At 38.2% G+C, this 18,155-nt stretch carries 19 protein-coding genes; 12 read left to right on the top strand and 7 right to left on the bottom strand.

Annotated features, from left to right (window positions below; genetic code table 11):
- Positions 1-32: 32 nt before the first annotated feature.
- Entirely contained in the window at positions 33-1,982 is a 1,950-nt protein-coding gene (locus KH943_RS01160; RefSeq protein WP_304106496.1) for an ABC transporter ATP-binding protein, read from the bottom strand.
- 222 nt (positions 1,983-2,204) lie between these two features.
- Between KH943_RS01160 and KH943_RS01165 the strand changes: the two genes are divergently transcribed.
- The 3 genes from KH943_RS01165 to KH943_RS01175 all read left to right on the top strand — a co-directional run bounded on the left by KH943_RS01165 (position 2,205) and on the right by KH943_RS01175 (position 4,289).
- Positions 2,205-2,792, top strand: coding sequence for a YajG family lipoprotein (locus KH943_RS01165; RefSeq protein ID WP_304106498.1), 588 nt, complete (start codon positions 2,205-2,207; stop codon positions 2,790-2,792).
- 117 nt (positions 2,793-2,909) lie between these two features.
- Positions 2,910-3,641: a 16S rRNA (uracil(1498)-N(3))-methyltransferase gene (gene rsmE / locus KH943_RS01170; protein WP_304106499.1), complete on the top strand. Its 732-nt coding sequence runs from the start codon at positions 2,910-2,912 to the stop codon at positions 3,639-3,641.
- An 84-nt stretch (positions 3,642-3,725) separates the two neighbouring features.
- Complete coding sequence (locus KH943_RS01175; RefSeq protein WP_304106501.1) at positions 3,726-4,289, top strand: YqgE/AlgH family protein; 564 nt, start codon at positions 3,726-3,728, stop codon at positions 4,287-4,289.
- 34 nt (positions 4,290-4,323) lie between these two features.
- Here KH943_RS01175 and hemA read toward each other — a convergent pair whose 3' ends face one another.
- A complete protein-coding gene (gene hemA, locus KH943_RS01180; protein ID WP_304106503.1) occupies positions 4,324-5,625 on the bottom strand; it encodes a glutamyl-tRNA reductase in 1,302 nt (433 codons plus the stop codon).
- A gap of 238 nt (positions 5,626-5,863) precedes the next feature.
- Here hemA and greA point away from each other — a divergent pair, with 238 nt between their 5' ends.
- Positions 5,864-6,340: a transcription elongation factor GreA gene (gene greA, locus KH943_RS01185; RefSeq protein ID WP_304106505.1), complete on the top strand. Its 477-nt coding sequence runs from the start codon at positions 5,864-5,866 to the stop codon at positions 6,338-6,340.
- 131 nt (positions 6,341-6,471) lie between these two features.
- Here the strand turns inward: greA and KH943_RS01190 are convergent, their stop codons facing one another.
- The 3 genes from KH943_RS01190 to KH943_RS01200 form a co-directional block, all read right to left on the bottom strand.
- The gene (locus KH943_RS01190; RefSeq protein WP_304106507.1) at positions 6,472-6,681 is read right to left on the bottom strand and encodes a TOBE domain-containing protein; all 210 of its coding nucleotides are present in this window, start codon (positions 6,679-6,681) and stop codon (positions 6,472-6,474) included.
- A gap of 98 nt (positions 6,682-6,779) precedes the next feature.
- The gene (locus tag KH943_RS01195) at positions 6,780-7,484 is read right to left on the bottom strand and encodes a 3-deoxy-D-manno-octulosonic acid kinase (protein ID WP_304106509.1); all 705 of its coding nucleotides are present in this window, start codon (positions 7,482-7,484) and stop codon (positions 6,780-6,782) included.
- A 158-nt stretch (positions 7,485-7,642) separates the two neighbouring features.
- Complete coding sequence (locus KH943_RS01200) at positions 7,643-8,203, bottom strand: hypothetical protein (RefSeq protein ID WP_304106511.1); 561 nt, start codon at positions 8,201-8,203, stop codon at positions 7,643-7,645.
- An 81-nt stretch (positions 8,204-8,284) separates the two neighbouring features.
- On the opposite strand from KH943_RS01200, the gene KH943_RS01205 reads away from it, so the two are divergent.
- The 4 genes from KH943_RS01205 (at position 8,285) to ftsX (ending at position 12,333) form a co-directional block, all read left to right on the top strand.
- Positions 8,285-9,136 carry a thymidylate synthase gene (locus KH943_RS01205; RefSeq protein WP_304106512.1) on the top strand — a complete coding sequence of 284 codons (852 nt, stop codon included), beginning with the start codon at positions 8,285-8,287 and terminating at the stop codon, positions 9,134-9,136.
- Between the two features lie 118 nt (positions 9,137-9,254).
- Positions 9,255-10,697: a signal recognition particle-docking protein FtsY gene (gene ftsY, locus KH943_RS01210; protein WP_304106514.1), complete on the top strand. Its 1,443-nt coding sequence runs from the start codon at positions 9,255-9,257 to the stop codon at positions 10,695-10,697.
- 34 nt (positions 10,698-10,731) lie between these two features.
- On the top strand, positions 10,732-11,388 hold the full coding sequence (gene ftsE, locus KH943_RS01215) for a cell division ATP-binding protein FtsE (RefSeq protein ID WP_304106516.1): 657 nt from the start codon (positions 10,732-10,734) through the stop codon (positions 11,386-11,388).
- A gap of 15 nt (positions 11,389-11,403) precedes the next feature.
- Positions 11,404-12,333, top strand: coding sequence for a permease-like cell division protein FtsX (gene ftsX, locus KH943_RS01220; RefSeq protein ID WP_304106518.1), 930 nt, complete (start codon positions 11,404-11,406; stop codon positions 12,331-12,333).
- A gap of 268 nt (positions 12,334-12,601) precedes the next feature.
- On the opposite strand, the gene KH943_RS01225 is transcribed toward ftsX, so the two are convergent.
- Positions 12,602-13,129: an SRPBCC domain-containing protein gene (locus tag KH943_RS01225; protein ID WP_304106520.1), complete on the bottom strand. Its 528-nt coding sequence runs from the start codon at positions 13,127-13,129 to the stop codon at positions 12,602-12,604.
- 138 nt (positions 13,130-13,267) lie between these two features.
- Between KH943_RS01225 and KH943_RS01230 the strand changes: the two genes are divergently transcribed.
- The 4 genes from KH943_RS01230 (at position 13,268) to KH943_RS01245 (ending at position 17,401) form a co-directional block, all read left to right on the top strand.
- On the top strand, positions 13,268-14,176 hold the full coding sequence (locus tag KH943_RS01230) for a LysR family transcriptional regulator (protein WP_304106522.1): 909 nt from the start codon (positions 13,268-13,270) through the stop codon (positions 14,174-14,176).
- A gap of 146 nt (positions 14,177-14,322) precedes the next feature.
- Positions 14,323-14,901, top strand: a complete 579-nt coding sequence (locus KH943_RS01235) for an NAD(P)H-dependent oxidoreductase (RefSeq protein ID WP_304106524.1) — start codon at positions 14,323-14,325, stop codon at positions 14,899-14,901.
- A 213-nt stretch (positions 14,902-15,114) separates the two neighbouring features.
- A complete protein-coding gene (locus KH943_RS01240; protein WP_304106526.1) occupies positions 15,115-16,746 on the top strand; it encodes an AAA family ATPase in 1,632 nt (543 codons plus the stop codon).
- 199 nt (positions 16,747-16,945) lie between these two features.
- On the top strand, positions 16,946-17,401 hold the full coding sequence (locus KH943_RS01245; RefSeq protein ID WP_304106529.1) for an NAD(P)H-dependent oxidoreductase: 456 nt from the start codon (positions 16,946-16,948) through the stop codon (positions 17,399-17,401).
- Positions 17,402-17,624: 223 nt separating this feature from the next.
- Here the strand turns inward: KH943_RS01245 and KH943_RS01250 are convergent, their stop codons facing one another.
- The gene (locus KH943_RS01250) at positions 17,625-17,936 is read right to left on the bottom strand and encodes a Mu transposase C-terminal domain-containing protein (RefSeq protein ID WP_304106531.1); all 312 of its coding nucleotides are present in this window, start codon (positions 17,934-17,936) and stop codon (positions 17,625-17,627) included.
- Positions 17,937-18,155: the final 219 nt, after the last annotated feature.

Consider the following 18,155-nt stretch of genomic DNA (forward strand, 5'->3'; position numbering starts at 1 on the left):
ATTTTGATTGATTTTATCAAAGCAATCTTATGTTAGTTATTCAATATTCCTTCCAACGCTTCCTGCATCTCTAGCCATTCTAGCTCAATCTCTTCTACTTTCTGTTTTGCAGAGATCTGTTTGGCAAGCGTTTCTGTCAGTTGTGCTTTATTTTCCGCTTCGTAAATTTCACTGGTTGCGAGTAGCTCTTCGAGCTTATTTAACATTACTGTTGCCTTTTCTAGCTCTTTCTCAAGTTGAGTAATTTTCTTGCGAAGTGGGGCGGTTTGTTGACGAAGTTCTGCCTCTAAGCGTTTTTGCTCTTTGCGATCTTGTGCTGAAAGATTACCGCTTGCATTCACAGTTTCATTTGACGTTTCTTCGCTGCTAGCGGTCAAATTTTCCTCTTTTTTTGCAGAAGCCAATGCAAGAGCATTTTGTTCGTTTAGCCATTTTTGATAATCTTCTAAATCGCCTTTAAACTCCGCCACTTTATGGTCGTGCACTAAATAAAATTCGTTCACGGTGCTACGTAATAAGTGGCGATCGTGCGAAACTACCACGAGCGAGCCTTCATAATAGGTTAATGCATCAGTGAGGGCTTGTCGCATTTCTAAATCAAGGTGGTTGGTCGGTTCGTCCAATAAGAGTAAATTCGGGCGTTGCCACACAATCAAGGCAAGTACAAGGCGGGCTTTTTCACCGCCTGAGAAAGATCCGACCGCTTGTTTCACTTTATCACCTTTGAAATCAAATCCCCCCAAATAATTGCGTAACTCCTGTTCCGTTTTTTCAGGAGCCAACTTTTCCAGATGCCAGAGAGGGCTTTCATCAAAACGTAGCGTATCGACTTGATGCTGTGCGAAGTAGCCTAACTGCACGCCTTTTGCGAGTTGCACTTGCCCTGACTGAGCTACGATTTCCCCCGCCAGCAGTTTAATCAGTGTGGATTTACCCGCACCGTTTCGCCCCAAAAGCCCGATGCGAGAACCTGGTACAAGGTTAAGTTTAACTGATTTCAGCACTGTTTTATCGCCATAACCCGCCTCAACATTTTCCATCATCAATAGCGGGCTTGGTAAGCTCAATGGTGGACGGAACTCAAATTCAAACGGGGAATCCGCATAGGCTGGAGCAATCAGTTCCATTTTTTCCAAGGCTTTAATACGGCTTTGAGCCTGTTTGGCTTTGGTTGCTTTTGCTTTGAAGCGGTCGATAAAACTTTGTAAATGAGCTACCTTGCGTTGCTGTTGCTGATAAGCCGCATTTTGTTGACTGATTTTAGTCGCACGCTGAATTTCAAACGAGGTGTAATTACCTGTGTATTCATTCAATTTTTGGTGCTCAATATGAATAACGCGGTCGATGATTGGATCAAGAAAATCTCGGTCATGGGAAATGAGTATGAGCGTGCCACGGTAATTGGCGAGCCAGCGTTCTAGCCAAATGACGGCATCCAAATCTAAGTGGTTAGTCGGTTCATCGAGAAGGAGTAAATCTGAACGACAAATCAACGCTTGTGCTAAGTTTAAACGCATACGCCAACCGCCCGAAAAAGATTTCACAGGAAAATTGAGTTGTTCGGTGCTAAAACCTAGGCCATTTAATAATGTTGCTGCACGAGATTGAATTGTCCACGCATCAATAGTATCTAATTGGGCGTGTGTGGTAGCGATTAAATGACCATCGTTATCGTGGTTGGCTTGTTCAAGCTGTACCATTAATTGTGTGTATTCGCGATCACCTTGAATGACATAATCGATTGCGGAAATATCTAACGCAGGCGTTTCTTGGTTTACCCATGAAATTGCCCAGTTTTTCGGCAAGCTAACTTCACCGCCTTCTGGTTGTAATTCATTTTTTAAAAGGGCAAAAAGTGAAGATTTACCGCAACCATTTTTTCCCACAAGCCCAACTTTTTGACCCGTGTGGATAGTGGCGGAAGTGTTTTCTAAAAGAGTATTTAAACCGCGTTTTAAAATTAAATCTGTAAAAAAAATCATAATAAATTGTCTAAATATGCTAAAATTACTAGTATATTTTAGCATAACCAAAGAAGAGATGTTTGATTCATTCGTTTTACAATTTGTTCTATATTGAGCAGTCATATGGTTGTGTAATAGACTTGACTTTAGCCTTCGTTGCAATTAATAATCTATATCTCAAATTGAGATTTTTACACAACAAACAACACCTCTTAGTTAATTTAATTTTAAGGAAACACTATGAAATTCTCTAAAAAAGCTCTCTTTTTAGTAACAGCATTAACCTCAGCTGTGCTTGTAGGCTGCCAAGCACAATCTAATGTCTTGGTATTTAATACGCCATCTCCAACGTCAACTTTTAATACCAATAACCAAACCGCTGCAGTGAGCGTAAATACGCGCGATTTACGTACTTCACGCGAAGTTTCTTCTTACACCAAAAATGGCGAGGTGATCCGTTTAACTTCAAGCCCTGAAGTAGTGCAACTTTTACAACAAGCGGTACAGCAAGATTTAAATGCAAAAGGTTTCCAATTAGTGCAAGGTGCTGCTAATGCGAACGTAACTGTGAATGTAAAACGTTTCTTCGCAACGGTTGAACAAGGCAATCTTCGCCATAAAACTAATGCGGAAGTAAATGTTGATATTACCGTGCAAGGTGCAAAAGGTAACTTCAATAAATCCTTTAATGCTACCCGTGGTTATGAAGGTGCGTTGGGAGCAGACAATAAAGACATTCAAAAAATCTTAAACCAAGCCTATCAAGATGTGATCAACGCCATTTATAACGATAACGAAGTGGCGAATGCGATTCATCAATATAAATAATATTGTTTTTATGTGGCAACTATGTTGCTCCCATGTAGGGGCGAATTACACTCGCCCTATAGCTTCATACCAGATTATCTTCACAATAGGGCAAATATTATTTGCCTCTACAAAATTATGCGAATCCCAAGAATTTATCATCCTTCATCATTAGCTGACCAAGCAAGCTGTATTCTAAGCGAAGATGCCACCAACCACGTTGGGCGTGTATTGAGAATGAATGAGGGCGATGCCATTATTTTATTTGATGGATCTAACCATATCTTTCACGCCACGTTACAAGCGGTCGAAAAAAAACAAATTATTGCAAAAATTCACTCTAGCGAATTAGATGATCGCGAATCGCCTTTGCATATTCATTTAGGGCAAGTGATTTCACGTGGTGATCGAATGGAATTTACCATTCAGAAATCCGTAGAATTAGGCGTGAAAACCATTACTCCACTTTGGTCGGAGCGTTGTGGTGTAAAATTAAACGAAGAACGCCAAGATAAAAAATTACAACAATGGCAGAAAATTGCGATTGCGGCTTGTGAGCAGTGCGGACGTAATGAGATTCCAGAAATTCGCCCGATGATGAAACTTACTGATTGGTGCAAAGAGCAAGATGGAATGCTTAAGTTGAATTTACATCCAAGAGCTCAATATAACATTCGTCAATTGCCGAATATGCCGAAAGAGGGCGTGCGATTGCTGATTGGTTCTGAAGGCGGGCTTTCTTCCGAAGAGATCGTAATGACTGAACAGAAAGGCTTTACCGAAGTGCTGTTAGGCAAACGAATATTACGTACAGAAACAGCATCCCTTGCGGCAATTACCGCTTTGCAAGTCTGCTTTGGTGATATTTAAACAAATACAACAGAGACGGTTCCTGAGCCTGTCGAAGGACTTGAGGAGGGATTAGTCTAAGAATTTAATCGATTGAAGAATAAAATGTTAGAAAACTTACAAGGTAAATTTTTAATTGCAACCCCAGATATGGACGATCCTTATTTTGATCGTGCCGTTGTTTATATTTGTGAACACAATAACAACGGAGCCATGGGATTAATCATCAATATGCCAACCGATTTATCTGTATTGGAATTGCTCACTAGAATGGATTTCCAAATGGCAAATCAGCGTGATTATAAAAAAGATCAGATGGTCTTAAGTGGTGGTCCTGTAAGTCAAGAGCGTGGTTTTATTATCCATACTAAAACCGCCCAATCTTTCTTGCACTCTTACAAAGTAACTGATGATATTATGCTCACGACATCAGGTGATGTGCTAGATACTTTGGGTACGCCTGATGCCCCTGAACACTTTATTGTTTGCTTAGGTTGTTCTACTTGGAATAGCGAACAGTTACAACAAGAAATTTTACAGAATATGTGGATTTATTCCGATGCTAACAACAAAACTTTATTCAAAACAGGTTATCTTGACCGCTGGTTAGAAGCGAATGAGATGATGGGTATTTCATCTGGCGTGTTGGGGCGGGCAGGAAGAGCATAATATATGTCTACTAGGTTTTGTTTTTCAGTATGACTTATGATAACTTCAACGCTCTCGAAAAACTCTGTAACCCTTGTGAATTACCTTTTTTCGCCATCTCTTGTAAGGCTTGTGTTGGGGCGTGAAGGAGGTGATTAGTTAATTTATAGCTTAAATCGTGAAGCACTTTTTCGCTGTCTCGCCCTAAAGTTAAATCTTGAATCGCTTTTGCAAGTAGCTCTTGGCGTAATGCTTCCGCATCTTGGCGATAACGTTTGATTAAGTCACTTGATTGTTGTTGTTTTAACCATTCAAAAAAGGCTTTGCACTCTTCATCGACAATTTTAGCCGCTTGCTCTGCCGCTTGTTGGCGTTGGGCAAGATTGCGTTGAATAATATTTTGTAAATCATCTACGCTATAAGAATAAACAGCATCTACATCGCCCGCTTTTTCATCAATATCACGCGGCACGGCAATATCAATCAAAAGCATTGGATCGAACTGGCGATTTTTTTGTGCCTCTTTTACCATCGATTGTGTAATTAGTGTATCTGGGCTACCCGTTGAGCTAATGACCACATCAGCCTGATTCAAACCAATTTGCAATGCACTTAGCGATAAAATCTGCATCGGCGTTTCAAGCTTCTCTGAAAGCTGTTCTGCACGTTGAGCCGTACGGTTGGCAATCATTATATTTTTTGCACCGTGCTGGATTAAATAACGCGCAACAAGTTCAATTGTTTCTCCCGCTCCGACTAATAAAAAACGTAATTTGCCGAAATTATCGAAAATTTGGCGAGCCAAACCACAGGCAGCATAAGCAACAGAAACGGCACTTGCACCAATATCCGTCTCAGTTCGCACGCGTTTTGCTGTTGCAAATGTACGTTGGAACAATCGGGAAAGTTTTGTGGAAATCCCACCGCTTGTTTGATAAAAATCTTCGCTAGCGTGATAGGCTTGTTTTACTTGCCCCAAAATTTGCGGCTCACCTAAAATGAGCGAGTCTAAGCCACAAGCGACTCGCATTAAATGCTGTGCGGCTTGCATATTTTGTTTGAAATACAGACATTCGCGAAGTTCGGTATGTTCAAGCTGATGAATGTTAGCAAACCATTCAAAGCAACGTTCACGCCACGCTTGGTTCTCTTTGCTCTCTTCTTGAGGGGTAATTTCAGAATTGTGGAAATAGAGTTCGGTTCGGTTACAAGTGGAAAGAATAACTACGCTCTCAGCCAAATTCTGTTGTTGAACCTGCATTAAAGCAAGTTGGCGTTTTTGTTCATCAAACGCTACCTTTCCACGCAAATTCACTGAAGCAGTTTTATGGTTAATACCTAATGCTAGAATAGTCATTCTTATCTACAATGTGTCCCACAATAAAAAATAAAAGAAAATTCTGTGCATTCTAGCGAATAGGCGGAAGCGGCGCAAATAATTACAGAGATTGGTTTGATTTACTACAAGTCAATTACCTCTTAATAAGTAGTAGGCAAGGGCAAAAATTTGACCGCTTGCAATCACCTATTGCTATTTTTGCCAAGAAATTGAATAATAACGCCTTTATTTTATGAGAAATGCTAAGAGGTAGAGCATGAAACAAATTCCAATGACGGTACGTGGTGCAGAGCAATTACGAGAAGAGTTAGATTTCCTCAAAAATGTACGCCGTCCACAAATTATTGCTGCCATTGCTGAAGCTCGTGAACACGGTGATTTAAAAGAAAATGCGGAATATCACGCTGCTCGCGAACAGCAAGGTTTCTGTGAAGGTCGTATTCAAGAAATTGAAGGTAAATTAGGCAGTGCCCAAATTATTGATGTGACCAAAATGCAAAATAATGGTAAAGTCATTTTTGGTGCAACGGTAACATTAACTAATATTGAAACCGATGAAGAGGTGACTTATCGTATTGTAGGTGATGATGAAGCGAATATTAAAGAAGGCTTAATTTCAGTTAATTCGCCTATCGCTCGTGGTTTAGTAGGCAAAGAGGTTGATGATTCTGTAACCATTACTACCCCAGGTGGTAAGGTTGAGTTTGATATTATTGATGTGGAATATATCTAATCATCATATAATTTTACATTACAAAAATGTGAGTAAAATTAGATAGAATAAAAAAGCTGGTAAGGATTATTTAACTATAATTCTTACCAACTATTTTGTCCTATATGCCAGTTTTTTTATACGAAAACAATTTATTCTATACCAACCATTACTGAAGTTGCTTTAATAATTGCATACGCTTCTTTGCCTACTTCTAAACCCAATTCTTTTACTGCAGAGATAGAGATAGTTGAAGTAATTACATTACTACCACCTATATCAATGTGTACAATTGCGTTTACAGAACCAGTTTCGATTGAAACGATTTTTCCTTTTAATTGATTTCTTGCACTAATTTTCATTAAATATCCTTATTTGAAAAAAGATTAAAAGAATCTACCTATTAGGTAGAGTTTGAGAATAGCACAAAAAAATTATTATTTCTAATGATCTTTTCAGGTTATTTATTTTGATATCCATTCATCAAAGCTTGCCAATTTTGTTCACTAAAGCGAATATTTAGCCGACTTTTCTCTTTGTTAAATGATCTTAACAAGCGGTTTAAATTGCTTTGTTTCCAGCTATCTCTTTGCTGAATATAGCATTTGTCGAAATCTATTAACCAAAATTGACCGCTTGTATCTTGTAGAATATTGTGAATATTAAGATCAGTATGGTGTACTTGGTGATCGTGTAAGTGGCGAATCAATTTTCCTATTTGCTGATATTGTGCTTCACTTAGCATTTGTTTTTGTAAAATTTGACTTAAATCGTGAGTATTTTCAATTTTTTCAATCATAATATCAGCACGATAACAGAGAAATTTTTTCTCAATTTGAATAGAAATTGGACGAGGAACTGGTAGTCCCCATGCGTGCATTTTTTCTAGTAAGCTAAATTCTTGAAAAGCCCTAGTATGTTCAATACCACTGAAAAAGTAGTGATCTTTGATTATTTTTCCAAATAAGCCACCTCTTCGATAATGGCGTAACACGCTGTTTACACCTAATTCTGATTGAGTATGCAAAAACCATGTGATGCCTCGACCTTTTGAGAACCCAAGTAAGCGGTCAGATTTTTCAAAATTTTTACAAGTGAAAAGTTGTTCAATCAAATTTTGATAATTTTTGTGTACAAGAGTGGCATTAAAATAGTAATAAAACATAAGAATAATCAAGTTTCTATACTTAGAATTATTTTAGGGCTGTGCTAGAAATAAACAGTTCAATAAGTTTATTTTGTTTATGCTGGCTTAAGCGACTTTTTTCCATTGGGTTATTTTAACTAAAATGGGATTTTTAGTCGTTATTGAGTACAGCTCTATTACTTTTTATCTTGATTTTTTTCATTTTTAATCTCTACTTTCGGCTGTTTTTCATCATAAACAATGGTTTTTACACATAATTGAATAATTTGATCTGAACCATTGCGGATATATTCATCATCACGAACTTGATTTCTTTTTTGTAAATCGTGCATTGCATCATTAATTCCTTGGATCATACTTGGCTTATGCAGCAAGCCCCAACAACTTGGATCAAGATAATTCACTTTTTGTTGGAAAGCATCGGCAAAAAGCACACCGCTATTATAGGCATATTCTTTGTGATCGACTAAACGGTTGATGGTTAAGGCTTGAATTTGCTCAATCGGCATTGGCACACGGTTGTAATACCAATTCGTTACGCCTTGAGTAAATTGTGGGATATTGTAATCTTTAGTCACGCGGTCTTTGTAGGTTTGACCCGTTACGCTATAAGCAATGGCATAAGATTTTTGGTCTAGTTCAGTTTCACTTAAACGTGGTAATGTCGTATTTTGATTGGAACAAGCGGCAAGGAAACCAACTGTGCAAATTAAAAAGATTTTTATAAGGTTTTTCATTTTTACTCCTGATTTCTTTTTTGGAAATATTAAAACTGATACAATTCTACCCGAAATAAAATATTTTTGCTTGAGGATTGAATGAAACAGTATCTTGATTTGTGTAATCGTATCGTGAATGAAGGCAAATGGGTAGCCAATGAACGTACTGGTAAGCGTTGTTTAACAGTAATTAATGCTGATTTAACCTACAATGTTGAAAATGGCGAATTTCCTCTTGTCACTACTCGCCGTAGCTTCTGGAAAGCGGCTATTGCTGAGCTATTAGGCTATATTCGTGGTTACAGTAATGCTGCTGATTTCCGAGCCTTAGGCACAAAATCTTGGGATGCCAATGCTAACGAAAATACAGCTTGGCTTAATAACCCGTATCGAAAAGGCGAAGATGATATGGGATTAGTTTATGGAGCAATTGGACGTAACTTCCCAAAACCTAATGGCGGTTCTGTCGATCTGCTTCATCAAATTGTCGATGATTTAAAACGCGGTATTGATAATCGTGGCGAAATTTATACTTTCTATCATCCTGGTGCGTTTGAGTTAGGTTGCCTACGTCCTTGCCTACATAGCCATCACTTCTCACTTTTAGATGGCAAACTCTACTTAAATAGTACACAACGTTCTGCTGACGTGCCACTTGGATTAAACTGGAATATGATCCAATGCTACACTTTCCTTGCATTGATGGCACAAATTACAGGACATGAAGCAGGACAAGCATTCCACAAAATTGTGAATGCACATATTTACGAAGATCAGCTCGAATTAATGCGTGATGTGCAACTTAAACGAGAACCACTTTCTGCACCGAAGTTGATTATTAATCCAGATATTAAATCACTCGAAGATTTAGAAACGTGGGTTACGCTTGATGATTTCAACGTAGAAGGCTATGAATACCACCCGAGTATTCAGTATCCATTTTCGGTGTAAATAAAATCAGAGGCTTGAGCGATATCAAAGGTTCTAGCCTCTTTTATCTTTTTCATACTCATAAAATCATTTTTTTGGTACACTTAACGTACTTTTAGTATTTATTTTGGAATAGATTATGTCGGAAAAGAAAAAAGGTTTTTGGTCTTGGCTGGGCTTTGGTAAAAAAGAAAATATTGAAGAGCAAACTCAGCAAGGACAAGCTGTTGAGTTAGATTCGCAAAACATGGAAAAAAATGCACCGCTTGTAGAAGAAAAACAAGAGCGTGAAGAAACACCAGTAGAAAAATACGAAACAGTCAGCGAATTTATCGAGCAGAAATTAGATGAAGCGAAACATTTTGTTGAAGAGAAACTGGATGTTGCTGAGCATATCATTGATGAGTTAGAAGAGAAAATCGAACAATCTTTTGAAGAAGAAAAAGAAGAGAGCGTGGCGATTGTAGATACAGCTCATCACAAGATTCGTAAAGAACCACAAGCGGTTGAAATTTCAGAGAAAATTGCAGAGCCTATTGCTGAAGAAGTCGTAGAGTCAGTCGAGGAGGCTTGTGAGACCGTTGAAAATATTGAAGAAGCGGAAGATGTTAAAGAAGAAATCCAAGATGAATATCAAGAAAAGCCCACTAATAAAACAGGCTTTTTTAGTCGTTTAATTCAAGGGCTGATTAAAACGAAACAAAATATTGGTTCTGGTTTTTTAAACTTCTTCCGCGGCAAAAAAATTGATGATGATCTGTTTGAAGAGTTAGAAGAACAGCTGTTGATAGCGGATCTTGGTATGCCTACCACAACCAAAATTATCAATAGCTTAACTCAACACGCGACCAAACAACAACTTAAAGATGCTGAATTACTTTATCAGCAATTAAAACTTGAGCTTGCCGATGTGCTAAAGCCAGTGGCTCAACCACTTGAAATTGATACAACTAAAAAACCATATGTGATTTTGATGGTTGGGGTGAATGGAGTAGGTAAAACGACTACGATCGGTAAATTAGCGAAAAAATTCCAAGAGGAAGGAAAATCTGTAATGCTTGCTGCGGGCGATACTTTCCGAGCTGCAGCGGTTGAACAACTTCAAGTTTGGGGTGAGCGTAACCATATTCCTGTGATTGCACAATCTAGTGGTTCAGATTCAGCGTCGGTGATTTTTGATGCGATGCAATCTGCTTCTGCAAGAAATATTGATGTGTTGATTGCTGATACTGCGGGGCGTTTACAAAATAAAAATCACTTGATGGATGAATTGAAAAAAATTGTACGTGTGATAAAAAAATATGATGAAACTGCGCCGCACGAAATTATGCTAACGTTAGATGCGAGCACGGGGCAAAATGCGATTAGCCAAGCAAAACTCTTTAATGAAGCGGTGGGCTTAACAGGTATTACGCTTACTAAATTAGATGGAACAGCAAAAGGAGGCGTTATTTTTGCTATTGCGGATCAATTTAATATTCCAATTCGTTTTATCGGGGTAGGTGAGAAAATTGACGATTTGCGTCCGTTTAATTCGGAAGAGTTTATCGAAGCCCTGTTTAGTCACGAAGAAGAAAAATAGTTGCACAATATAAAAACGAAATAAAGGCAAAACAATGATCAAATTTAGTAATGTCAATAAAGTTTATAAAGGAAATAAAGCGGCACTGCAAGGTATCAGCTTTCATATTCCAAAAGGCGGAATGGCGTATCTCACGGGGCATTCTGGTGCAGGGAAAAGTACGTTATTGAAACTAATTATGGGCATTGAGCGTGTTAATGGAGGTAATATTGAGTTTAACGGCTACGATATTACCCGCCTTGCCTCGCACGAATTGCCGTTTTTACGTCGTCAAATTGGAATGGTGCATCAAGATTATCGCCTCCTAACAGATAGACGCATTTTAGATAACGTGGCATTACCTTTGATTATTCAAGGAATGAATCAACAAATTGTTGAGCGAGAAGCAAGATTAGCTCTTGCTCGTGTGGGATTAGCAGGAAAGGAAAACTATTTTCCCCACCACCTTTCTGGTGGGGAACAACAACGAGTAGATATTGCTCGCGCAATTGTACATCGTCCAATCTTACTACTTGCTGATGAACCAACGGGGAATTTAGATGAAAAGCTCTCATTTGAGATTTTCCGTCTGTTTGAAGAGTTTAATCAGCAAGGCACAACGGTAATTATTGCGACTCACGATACTAGCATCATTGTAAAACGTCCCAAACCTTGCCTTGTGTTAGAACAAGGGCATCTACAAACGCATTAAGCAAAAGGATTGGAAATGGCTTCTTTATTGAATACGCGATTAGGTGCACAAACTCGTTATATTTTGCGAACGGTTTGGCAGGATTTAATACAACGAAAACTGAGCACGTTCTTAACCGTGTTGGTCATTGCAGCTTCGCTTACTATTCCAACAGTCAGCTATCTTTTATGGAAAAATGTCAATCACGCTGCAACGGAATTTTACCCCGAGCCTGAATTGACTATTTATCTCAATAAAAATCTATCGGATAACGAAGCCAATATTGTGGTGGAAAAAATTCGTCAATTTGAAACAGATAAAATTGAACATCTGAATTTTATCTCACGCCAACAGAGCTTAGATGATTTCCAAACGTGGTCTGGTTTTACTGAAGCTTTGGATATTATCGAAGATAACCCGCTCCCTGCAGTGGTGGTACTTAAACCGAAAAAAAACTTTGCTAATAACGATGAAATGCTAGCACTACGCAGCGGTTTGCAAAACATCAAAGGGGTACAGGAAGTACGTTTAGATAATGGCTGGTTAGAAAAATTAACCGCTTTAACATGGCTTTTCGCACGCATTAGCACGCTTTGCACTTTATTGATGATGATTGCTGTCTTTTTAGTGATTGGCAATATGGTACGTACTGATGTTGCTAACAACCGAGCTTCCATTGAAGTGCAACAGCTTTTAGGTGCAACCGACCATTTCATTGCCCGCCCATTTTTATACAAGGGAATGATTTACGGCTTTTTAGGCAGTTTATTAGCAATCTTATTTAGCTCAGCCATTATTAGCTATTTAGTGGGTATCGTAAAATATGTGACAGATATGTTCACCGTGAAATTTGAGCTAACAGGCTTGGATTTTAGTGAAATCTTTTTGATTATCGTGATATGTATTTTTATTGGTTGGGTTTCAGCGAATATTGCAACAAATAAGCATATTATTCGGTTAAAGTAATCTAAAGTAAATTGGCATTGATAGAGGTGTAATAGATAAAACTGTCTAAATGATAGCTAACAACCTTATCTATTTTAGAATCTATCAGGACTAAAACACCTGAATAGCGATGAAAAAGGTTGTATCCATTGATGTTCAGATATCTATTTTTAAGTGGCTTTAAGGCTAAAACTCAATGACTTGTTGTTTGAAAAGAAAATTGTATTTGGTCATAAAAATCTACACCTTAGTTGGTTATTTAGTCCAACTTTTGGGGTGCAGATCACTTTTAATAAGCCGCTTTATTTTTCGCTGCTTTTGTTAAACCGTCCAACCATGCTTGATGGCCGTTGACCATTGGATTGGGCACGGTTTCTGCTAATCCTTTGGCGAGTTTGCCGATTTGGCTTTCTTCGGTTAATACACGCACGCGGTTATTCGGTAGGTTTTCTAAAATCCAAGCGTGATACACATCGCTGAAATCTTCGCCTTTACCAAAGGTGCCAGACCATGCAAGGCGAACGAGATTGTCATCTTTGCTGATATCAAATTCTTCTACTTTACAAGTCACGTGGAAACCAAACGTATCAAAAACAAAGTTAGCACCTGCTGAAAGTTGAGTGGTTGAACCATCGCCTACCACTATATTTTCCGCATTGTGATAATAAGTGCCCCATGCTTTGGTATCCGCTAAATAAGGCAGCACATTCGCCACGCTTAAGCCTTTTACAATCACTTCATTAGAAACGTAGTTGTCGGTTTCGCCCGGCGTATATTTTTCTGGCCAAATGATTGCTGGTTGTGAATAAGTTTTCATAATAAAGTCCTCTTAGTTAATGGTTAGTCGCATTTTGCTATGGAGGCATTATAGGGATGAATAAGATATAAGTTAAATCACTGTTATAAATGGTTGATATCAGATAAAATGATATTAGAAGAATAAAGCGAGCTAAAAATGAAATCCTTACAAACTCTTGATTTGAACTTATTGAAAGCCTTTTCGGTATTGATGGACGAGCGTAACGTGAGTAAAGCCGCCGAGCGTTTGGCGATTACGCAGCCGGCAATGAGTGGTATATTGACAAGATTGCGCGACAGTTTTGATGATCCGTTGTTTGTGCGAGTGCAACGGGGCGTAGTGCCAACCAATCGGGCATTGGAACTTGCTCCGCAAGTGAAAAAGGTACTGCATGAAGTAGAACAGTTATTACAGCCGCTACAGTTTGATCCGACCACAGCGGAATTAACCGTATGCATCGCCTGTACCGATTACGCAATGCGCGCCGTGATTGTACCGTTTCTGCATTTGCTGAAAATCCAAGCACCAAAAATCAAAGTAGCGGTGCTGGCGATTAACGAAAGCCTCGTACAAAATCAGCTGGAACAGCGACAAATTGACTTTGCGTTAGTCACGCCGGACTTCCAAGCACCAGATATTCACGCAAAAAATTTGTATGATGAACGCTATATCTGTGCCGTTCGACACGATCACCCCATAGCCCAACAATCCCAACTGACCCTTGAGCAGTTTTGCCAGTTAGAGCAAGCCTTGATTTCCTATCATGGCGGCAGCTTCAGCGGTGTTACCGACAATGCCCTGCAAGCGATGGGACTACAAAGAAATGTCAGCCTGTCGGTGCAAAACTTTATTGTTTTGCCTGAATTGTTGGAGCAAAGCGATTTACTGGCGGTTGTGCCTGAGCGCTTGATTACTCACTTAGATAATCTCAAACGCTTTGAGCCCCCTCTTAAAATTCAAGGTTTCACCAAAACATTGATTTGGCACGAACGGACACATAAAGATCCTGCGTATTGCTGGATCAGGGAGCTGATTGAAAAGGCTTGTTTGGTTGAAGGAAAATAATGAATATTGATGCTACGGCTTAGTTGCAATAGTTAGCATACCTTATAGTCTCAAATAGCATGGCAAGCAAATATACTTTTAAAAATTAACGTAAAAAGGCATAATTGCAGCCCCATTTTTATAATTATTTGTTTTAGGAGCAAAAGATGAATATTTTATTATTAGACGGTGGTAAGGCGTTTGGTCATTCTCACGGCGAGTTAAACCACACGCTTCATAAAAAAGCAAAAGAAGTTTTGACCGCACTTGGACACAATGTAAAAGAAACTGTGATCGATGCTGGCTATGATGTTGAAGCAGAAATCGAAAAATTCTTGTGGATGGATGCCGTAATTTGGCAGATGCCAGGTTGGTGGATGCACGAGCCTTGGACAGTAAAAAAATACATAGACGAAGTATTAACCAGCGGACACGGCAAGTTATATCACAGCGATGGCAGACACAGCGTCAGTCCGACTGAAGGCTATGGCACAGGCGGTTTGTTACAAGGCAAAAAACATATGCTTTCATTGACTTGGAATGCACCGATTGAAGCGTTCACCCGCGAAGGTGACTTCTTCGAAGGCAAAGGCGTGGATGCGTTGTATATGCACTTCCACAAACTCAACGAATTCATCGGCTTGACCCGTCTGCCGACATTCTTATGTAACGATGTGATTAAAAATCCGCAAGTGGAACAATACTTAGCGGACTACCAAGCACATTTAGAAAAAGTATTTGGTTAATTGATAATTGAGAAATATTCGTTTAGAAGGTGAGCATTTTGGCTCACCTTTTTTATATTGAGTATATTATGTAGAATAGTTTGTACTTGAATAAGCAATGACTTTCAATGGCGAATTATTGGGAACAGGATTGGCTGGTGAATGTGCCGTTGTATGCTTGTTCTATTTAAACAAATCTAATTACAGATTCCATCTTAGTTTAAAAAAGGAAAAATGATGTGTAATGTAAATATCCCCAGAAAAGACAATTCAAATTTAGAATTAACTCTAGAAGCTGGAAAAACAACAATTATTATTGGTGCAAACGGTTCAGGAAAAACTCGTCTCGCCGTATTTTTAGAAGAACAGTTAGGCGAAAAAGCGCATCGAATTGCAGCGCATAGAGCGTTAAACTTAAATCCTGATGTAAATAAAATCCCAGAATCAAAAGCTAAGAAAGCATTAATCTATGGTGCCACATGGGATACAGTCTCCATTTCTACTAGAAAAAGTGAAAGATGGGGAAATAAAGCTCCTACTAGTTTACTTAATGATTTTGACCGTCTTCTGCAATATTTATTTGCTCAACAAAATAATCTTGCTGTTGAAAATCACCAAAAACGCAATCGTGGTGAAGAAATTACCAATAGCAAAACTAAATTAGACATTTTACAAGAAGTATGGGAACGATTATTACCGCTTAAAAAATTACATATAACGGCAGATAATATAAGAGTGTCTTCTACCAGTATTGAAAGCGCTGATTATTCTGCTTCAGAGATGAGCGATGGGGAGCGAGCGGTTTTTTATATTTTAGGGCAAGTACTTTCCGCAAATGAAGATTCTATCTTAATTTTTGATGAACCAGAATTACATATTCATAAATCAATCATTTCTAATTTATGGGATGAAATTGAAAAATTACGTCCTGATTGCTCTTTTTTGATGATTACGCATGATATTGAATTTGCAGCAACGAGAGTCGCGAAAAAATATGTGGTTCGTAATTATTATTCTGATCCTGCTTGGGATATTTCAGAAATTCCAGATAGCGAACTTGATGAGCAAACGATCACTTTGATTTTAGGTAGCAGAAAACCCATTCTATTTGTAGAAGGAGACAAAACAAGTTTAGATATGGAAACCTATCGCCTTTGTTATCCTGAATGGACAGTTATACCTAAAGGATCTTGCAAAGATGTTATTCAGGCTGTTTCATCATTACGAAAATTAAATGAAGATATGCCTATATTAAATATAAAGTGTGCAGGGATTGTAGATCGAGATACACGCGACAGCTCTCAAATACAAGAGTTGGAAGAACAAGGTATCAAAGTACTACCATGTTCTGAAATTGAAAATATATTTAGTCTTTCATCTGTAGCACATAAAGTATTGGAAATAGAAGGTTTTGCTGGTGATGAATTAATTAATAAAAAAGAACAATTTAAAGCTAGTTTGCTTGATTATATAAAAAAAGAGTTATCTGATGATAAACTTGAGGAGTTTGTTGTTAAGAGAATTCATAGACGAATTGATAATTTTCTGAAAAAAATTGATTTATCAGATGTGCAGAATAGTAATAAAATGAAAGATAAACTCATTTCAGAGTTATCAAATTTAACCAATTCTAAAATCAATGAATGGATTTCTGAAATGAGAAATGAAATTCAAGCATGTATTAATAATGAAGATATAGATGGATTGCTATGTATTTATGAAAATAAAGGTTTACTGGCAAAAACGGCTTCAATATTAGCGGGTACTAGTAAATCTAATTTTAAAGACTGGTTAATGCGTCAGATGAGATCTACCAATAATAGTCTATTACAAGTTATTAAATCTATTTTGCCTGAATTGAATTAGTAACATACAGGTCGTCTGAACCTAAATCTTTCAGATGACCTTTCTACTTTCAAATATCCATTAAAAAAGTATAGTCTACGATTGTGTTTTTGTTAGATAAAACCGCTGAGTTTAGATAAAAACAAGCAGGCAGATTTTGAAGGGGATTTGCAAAAAACTTTGAAATTTAACCGCACTTGGACACAATGTACAAGAAACCGTGATTGATGCCGGCTACGATGTTGAAGCAGAAATTGAAAAATTTTTGTGGATGGATGCTGTGATTTGGCAAATGCCGAGCTGGTGGATGCACGAGCCTTGGACAGTAAAAAAATACATAGACGAAGTATTAACCAGCGGACACGGCAAGTTGTATCACAGCGATGGCAGACACAGCGTCAATCCAACTGAAGGCTATGGTACAGGCGGTTTGTTGCAAGGCAAAAAACACATGCTTTCACTGACTTGGAATGCACCGATTGAAGCCTTTACCCGCGAAGGCGATTTCTTTGAAGGCAAAGGTGTGGATGCTGTGTATATGCCTTTCCACAAACTCAATGAGTTCATCGGCTTGACCCGTCTGCCGACATTCTTATGTAACGATGTGGTTAAAAATCCACAAGTAGAACAATATTTATCAGACTACCAAGCACATTTGGAAAAAGTGTTTGGTTAATTGGGGAATTTTAGTTTAGAAGGTGGGTATTTTGGCTCACCTTTTTTATTTCAAACGCTTATCAAACTTTCTGATAGGGAGGGAAGAATAATAGACTGAGTTTAGATAAAACAAGCGGTCAAGTTTCAAGGAAAATTTGCAAAAAATAAACCCGCGCAACATAACCGCAACAAAAAAGCGAGATAAATTATTCATCTCGCTTTTTTCATATAGTGAAATAATGTTACAGTTTCTTAGAATTTAAAGACCATATTGTCACCCAGTTACGCATTGCTTTGTTGTGTTCGCGTCCTGCCATTTGGTCGCCATAGCCTGCTTTTTCGGTGATTTCCGTTTCCGCCAAGTATTCACCCAAGGCATAAACCCACACTTTGTTGTGCAGATTGGCTGGGTCGTAGCGCACCACAACTCTTTTGTGTGACGTACCGATAAGCTCCAAAGACTCGTAACAGTTTTTGTTGCTACTAATTTTGCCTGCATTGAGGTGGAAGGTGCCGTCTTGGTTGAGGCAAACTTCCTCATGCAGGGTAAGCAATAATTAGTGATAATAAGACATTCTACGACCCCGTAGATTTAACTTTTGATGATGCTTTAGATTTAGAAGTGTGGGCGTGTGGTTCATATTGGACATAGCCTGATTTAAAGATTTAAATGCCATTTAAACGTGATTTATTGGTTCGTTTAATTTTCTTAATTTTTCTGGTTCATTCTGGCAGTTTCCATCCAATTCATTATTTTTTCTTAGTTTTCCTTT

The sequence above is a fragment of the Haemophilus parahaemolyticus genome, assembly GCF_018373095.1.
Classification (GTDB): Bacteria; Pseudomonadota; Gammaproteobacteria; order Enterobacterales; family Pasteurellaceae; genus Haemophilus_A; species Haemophilus_A parahaemolyticus_A.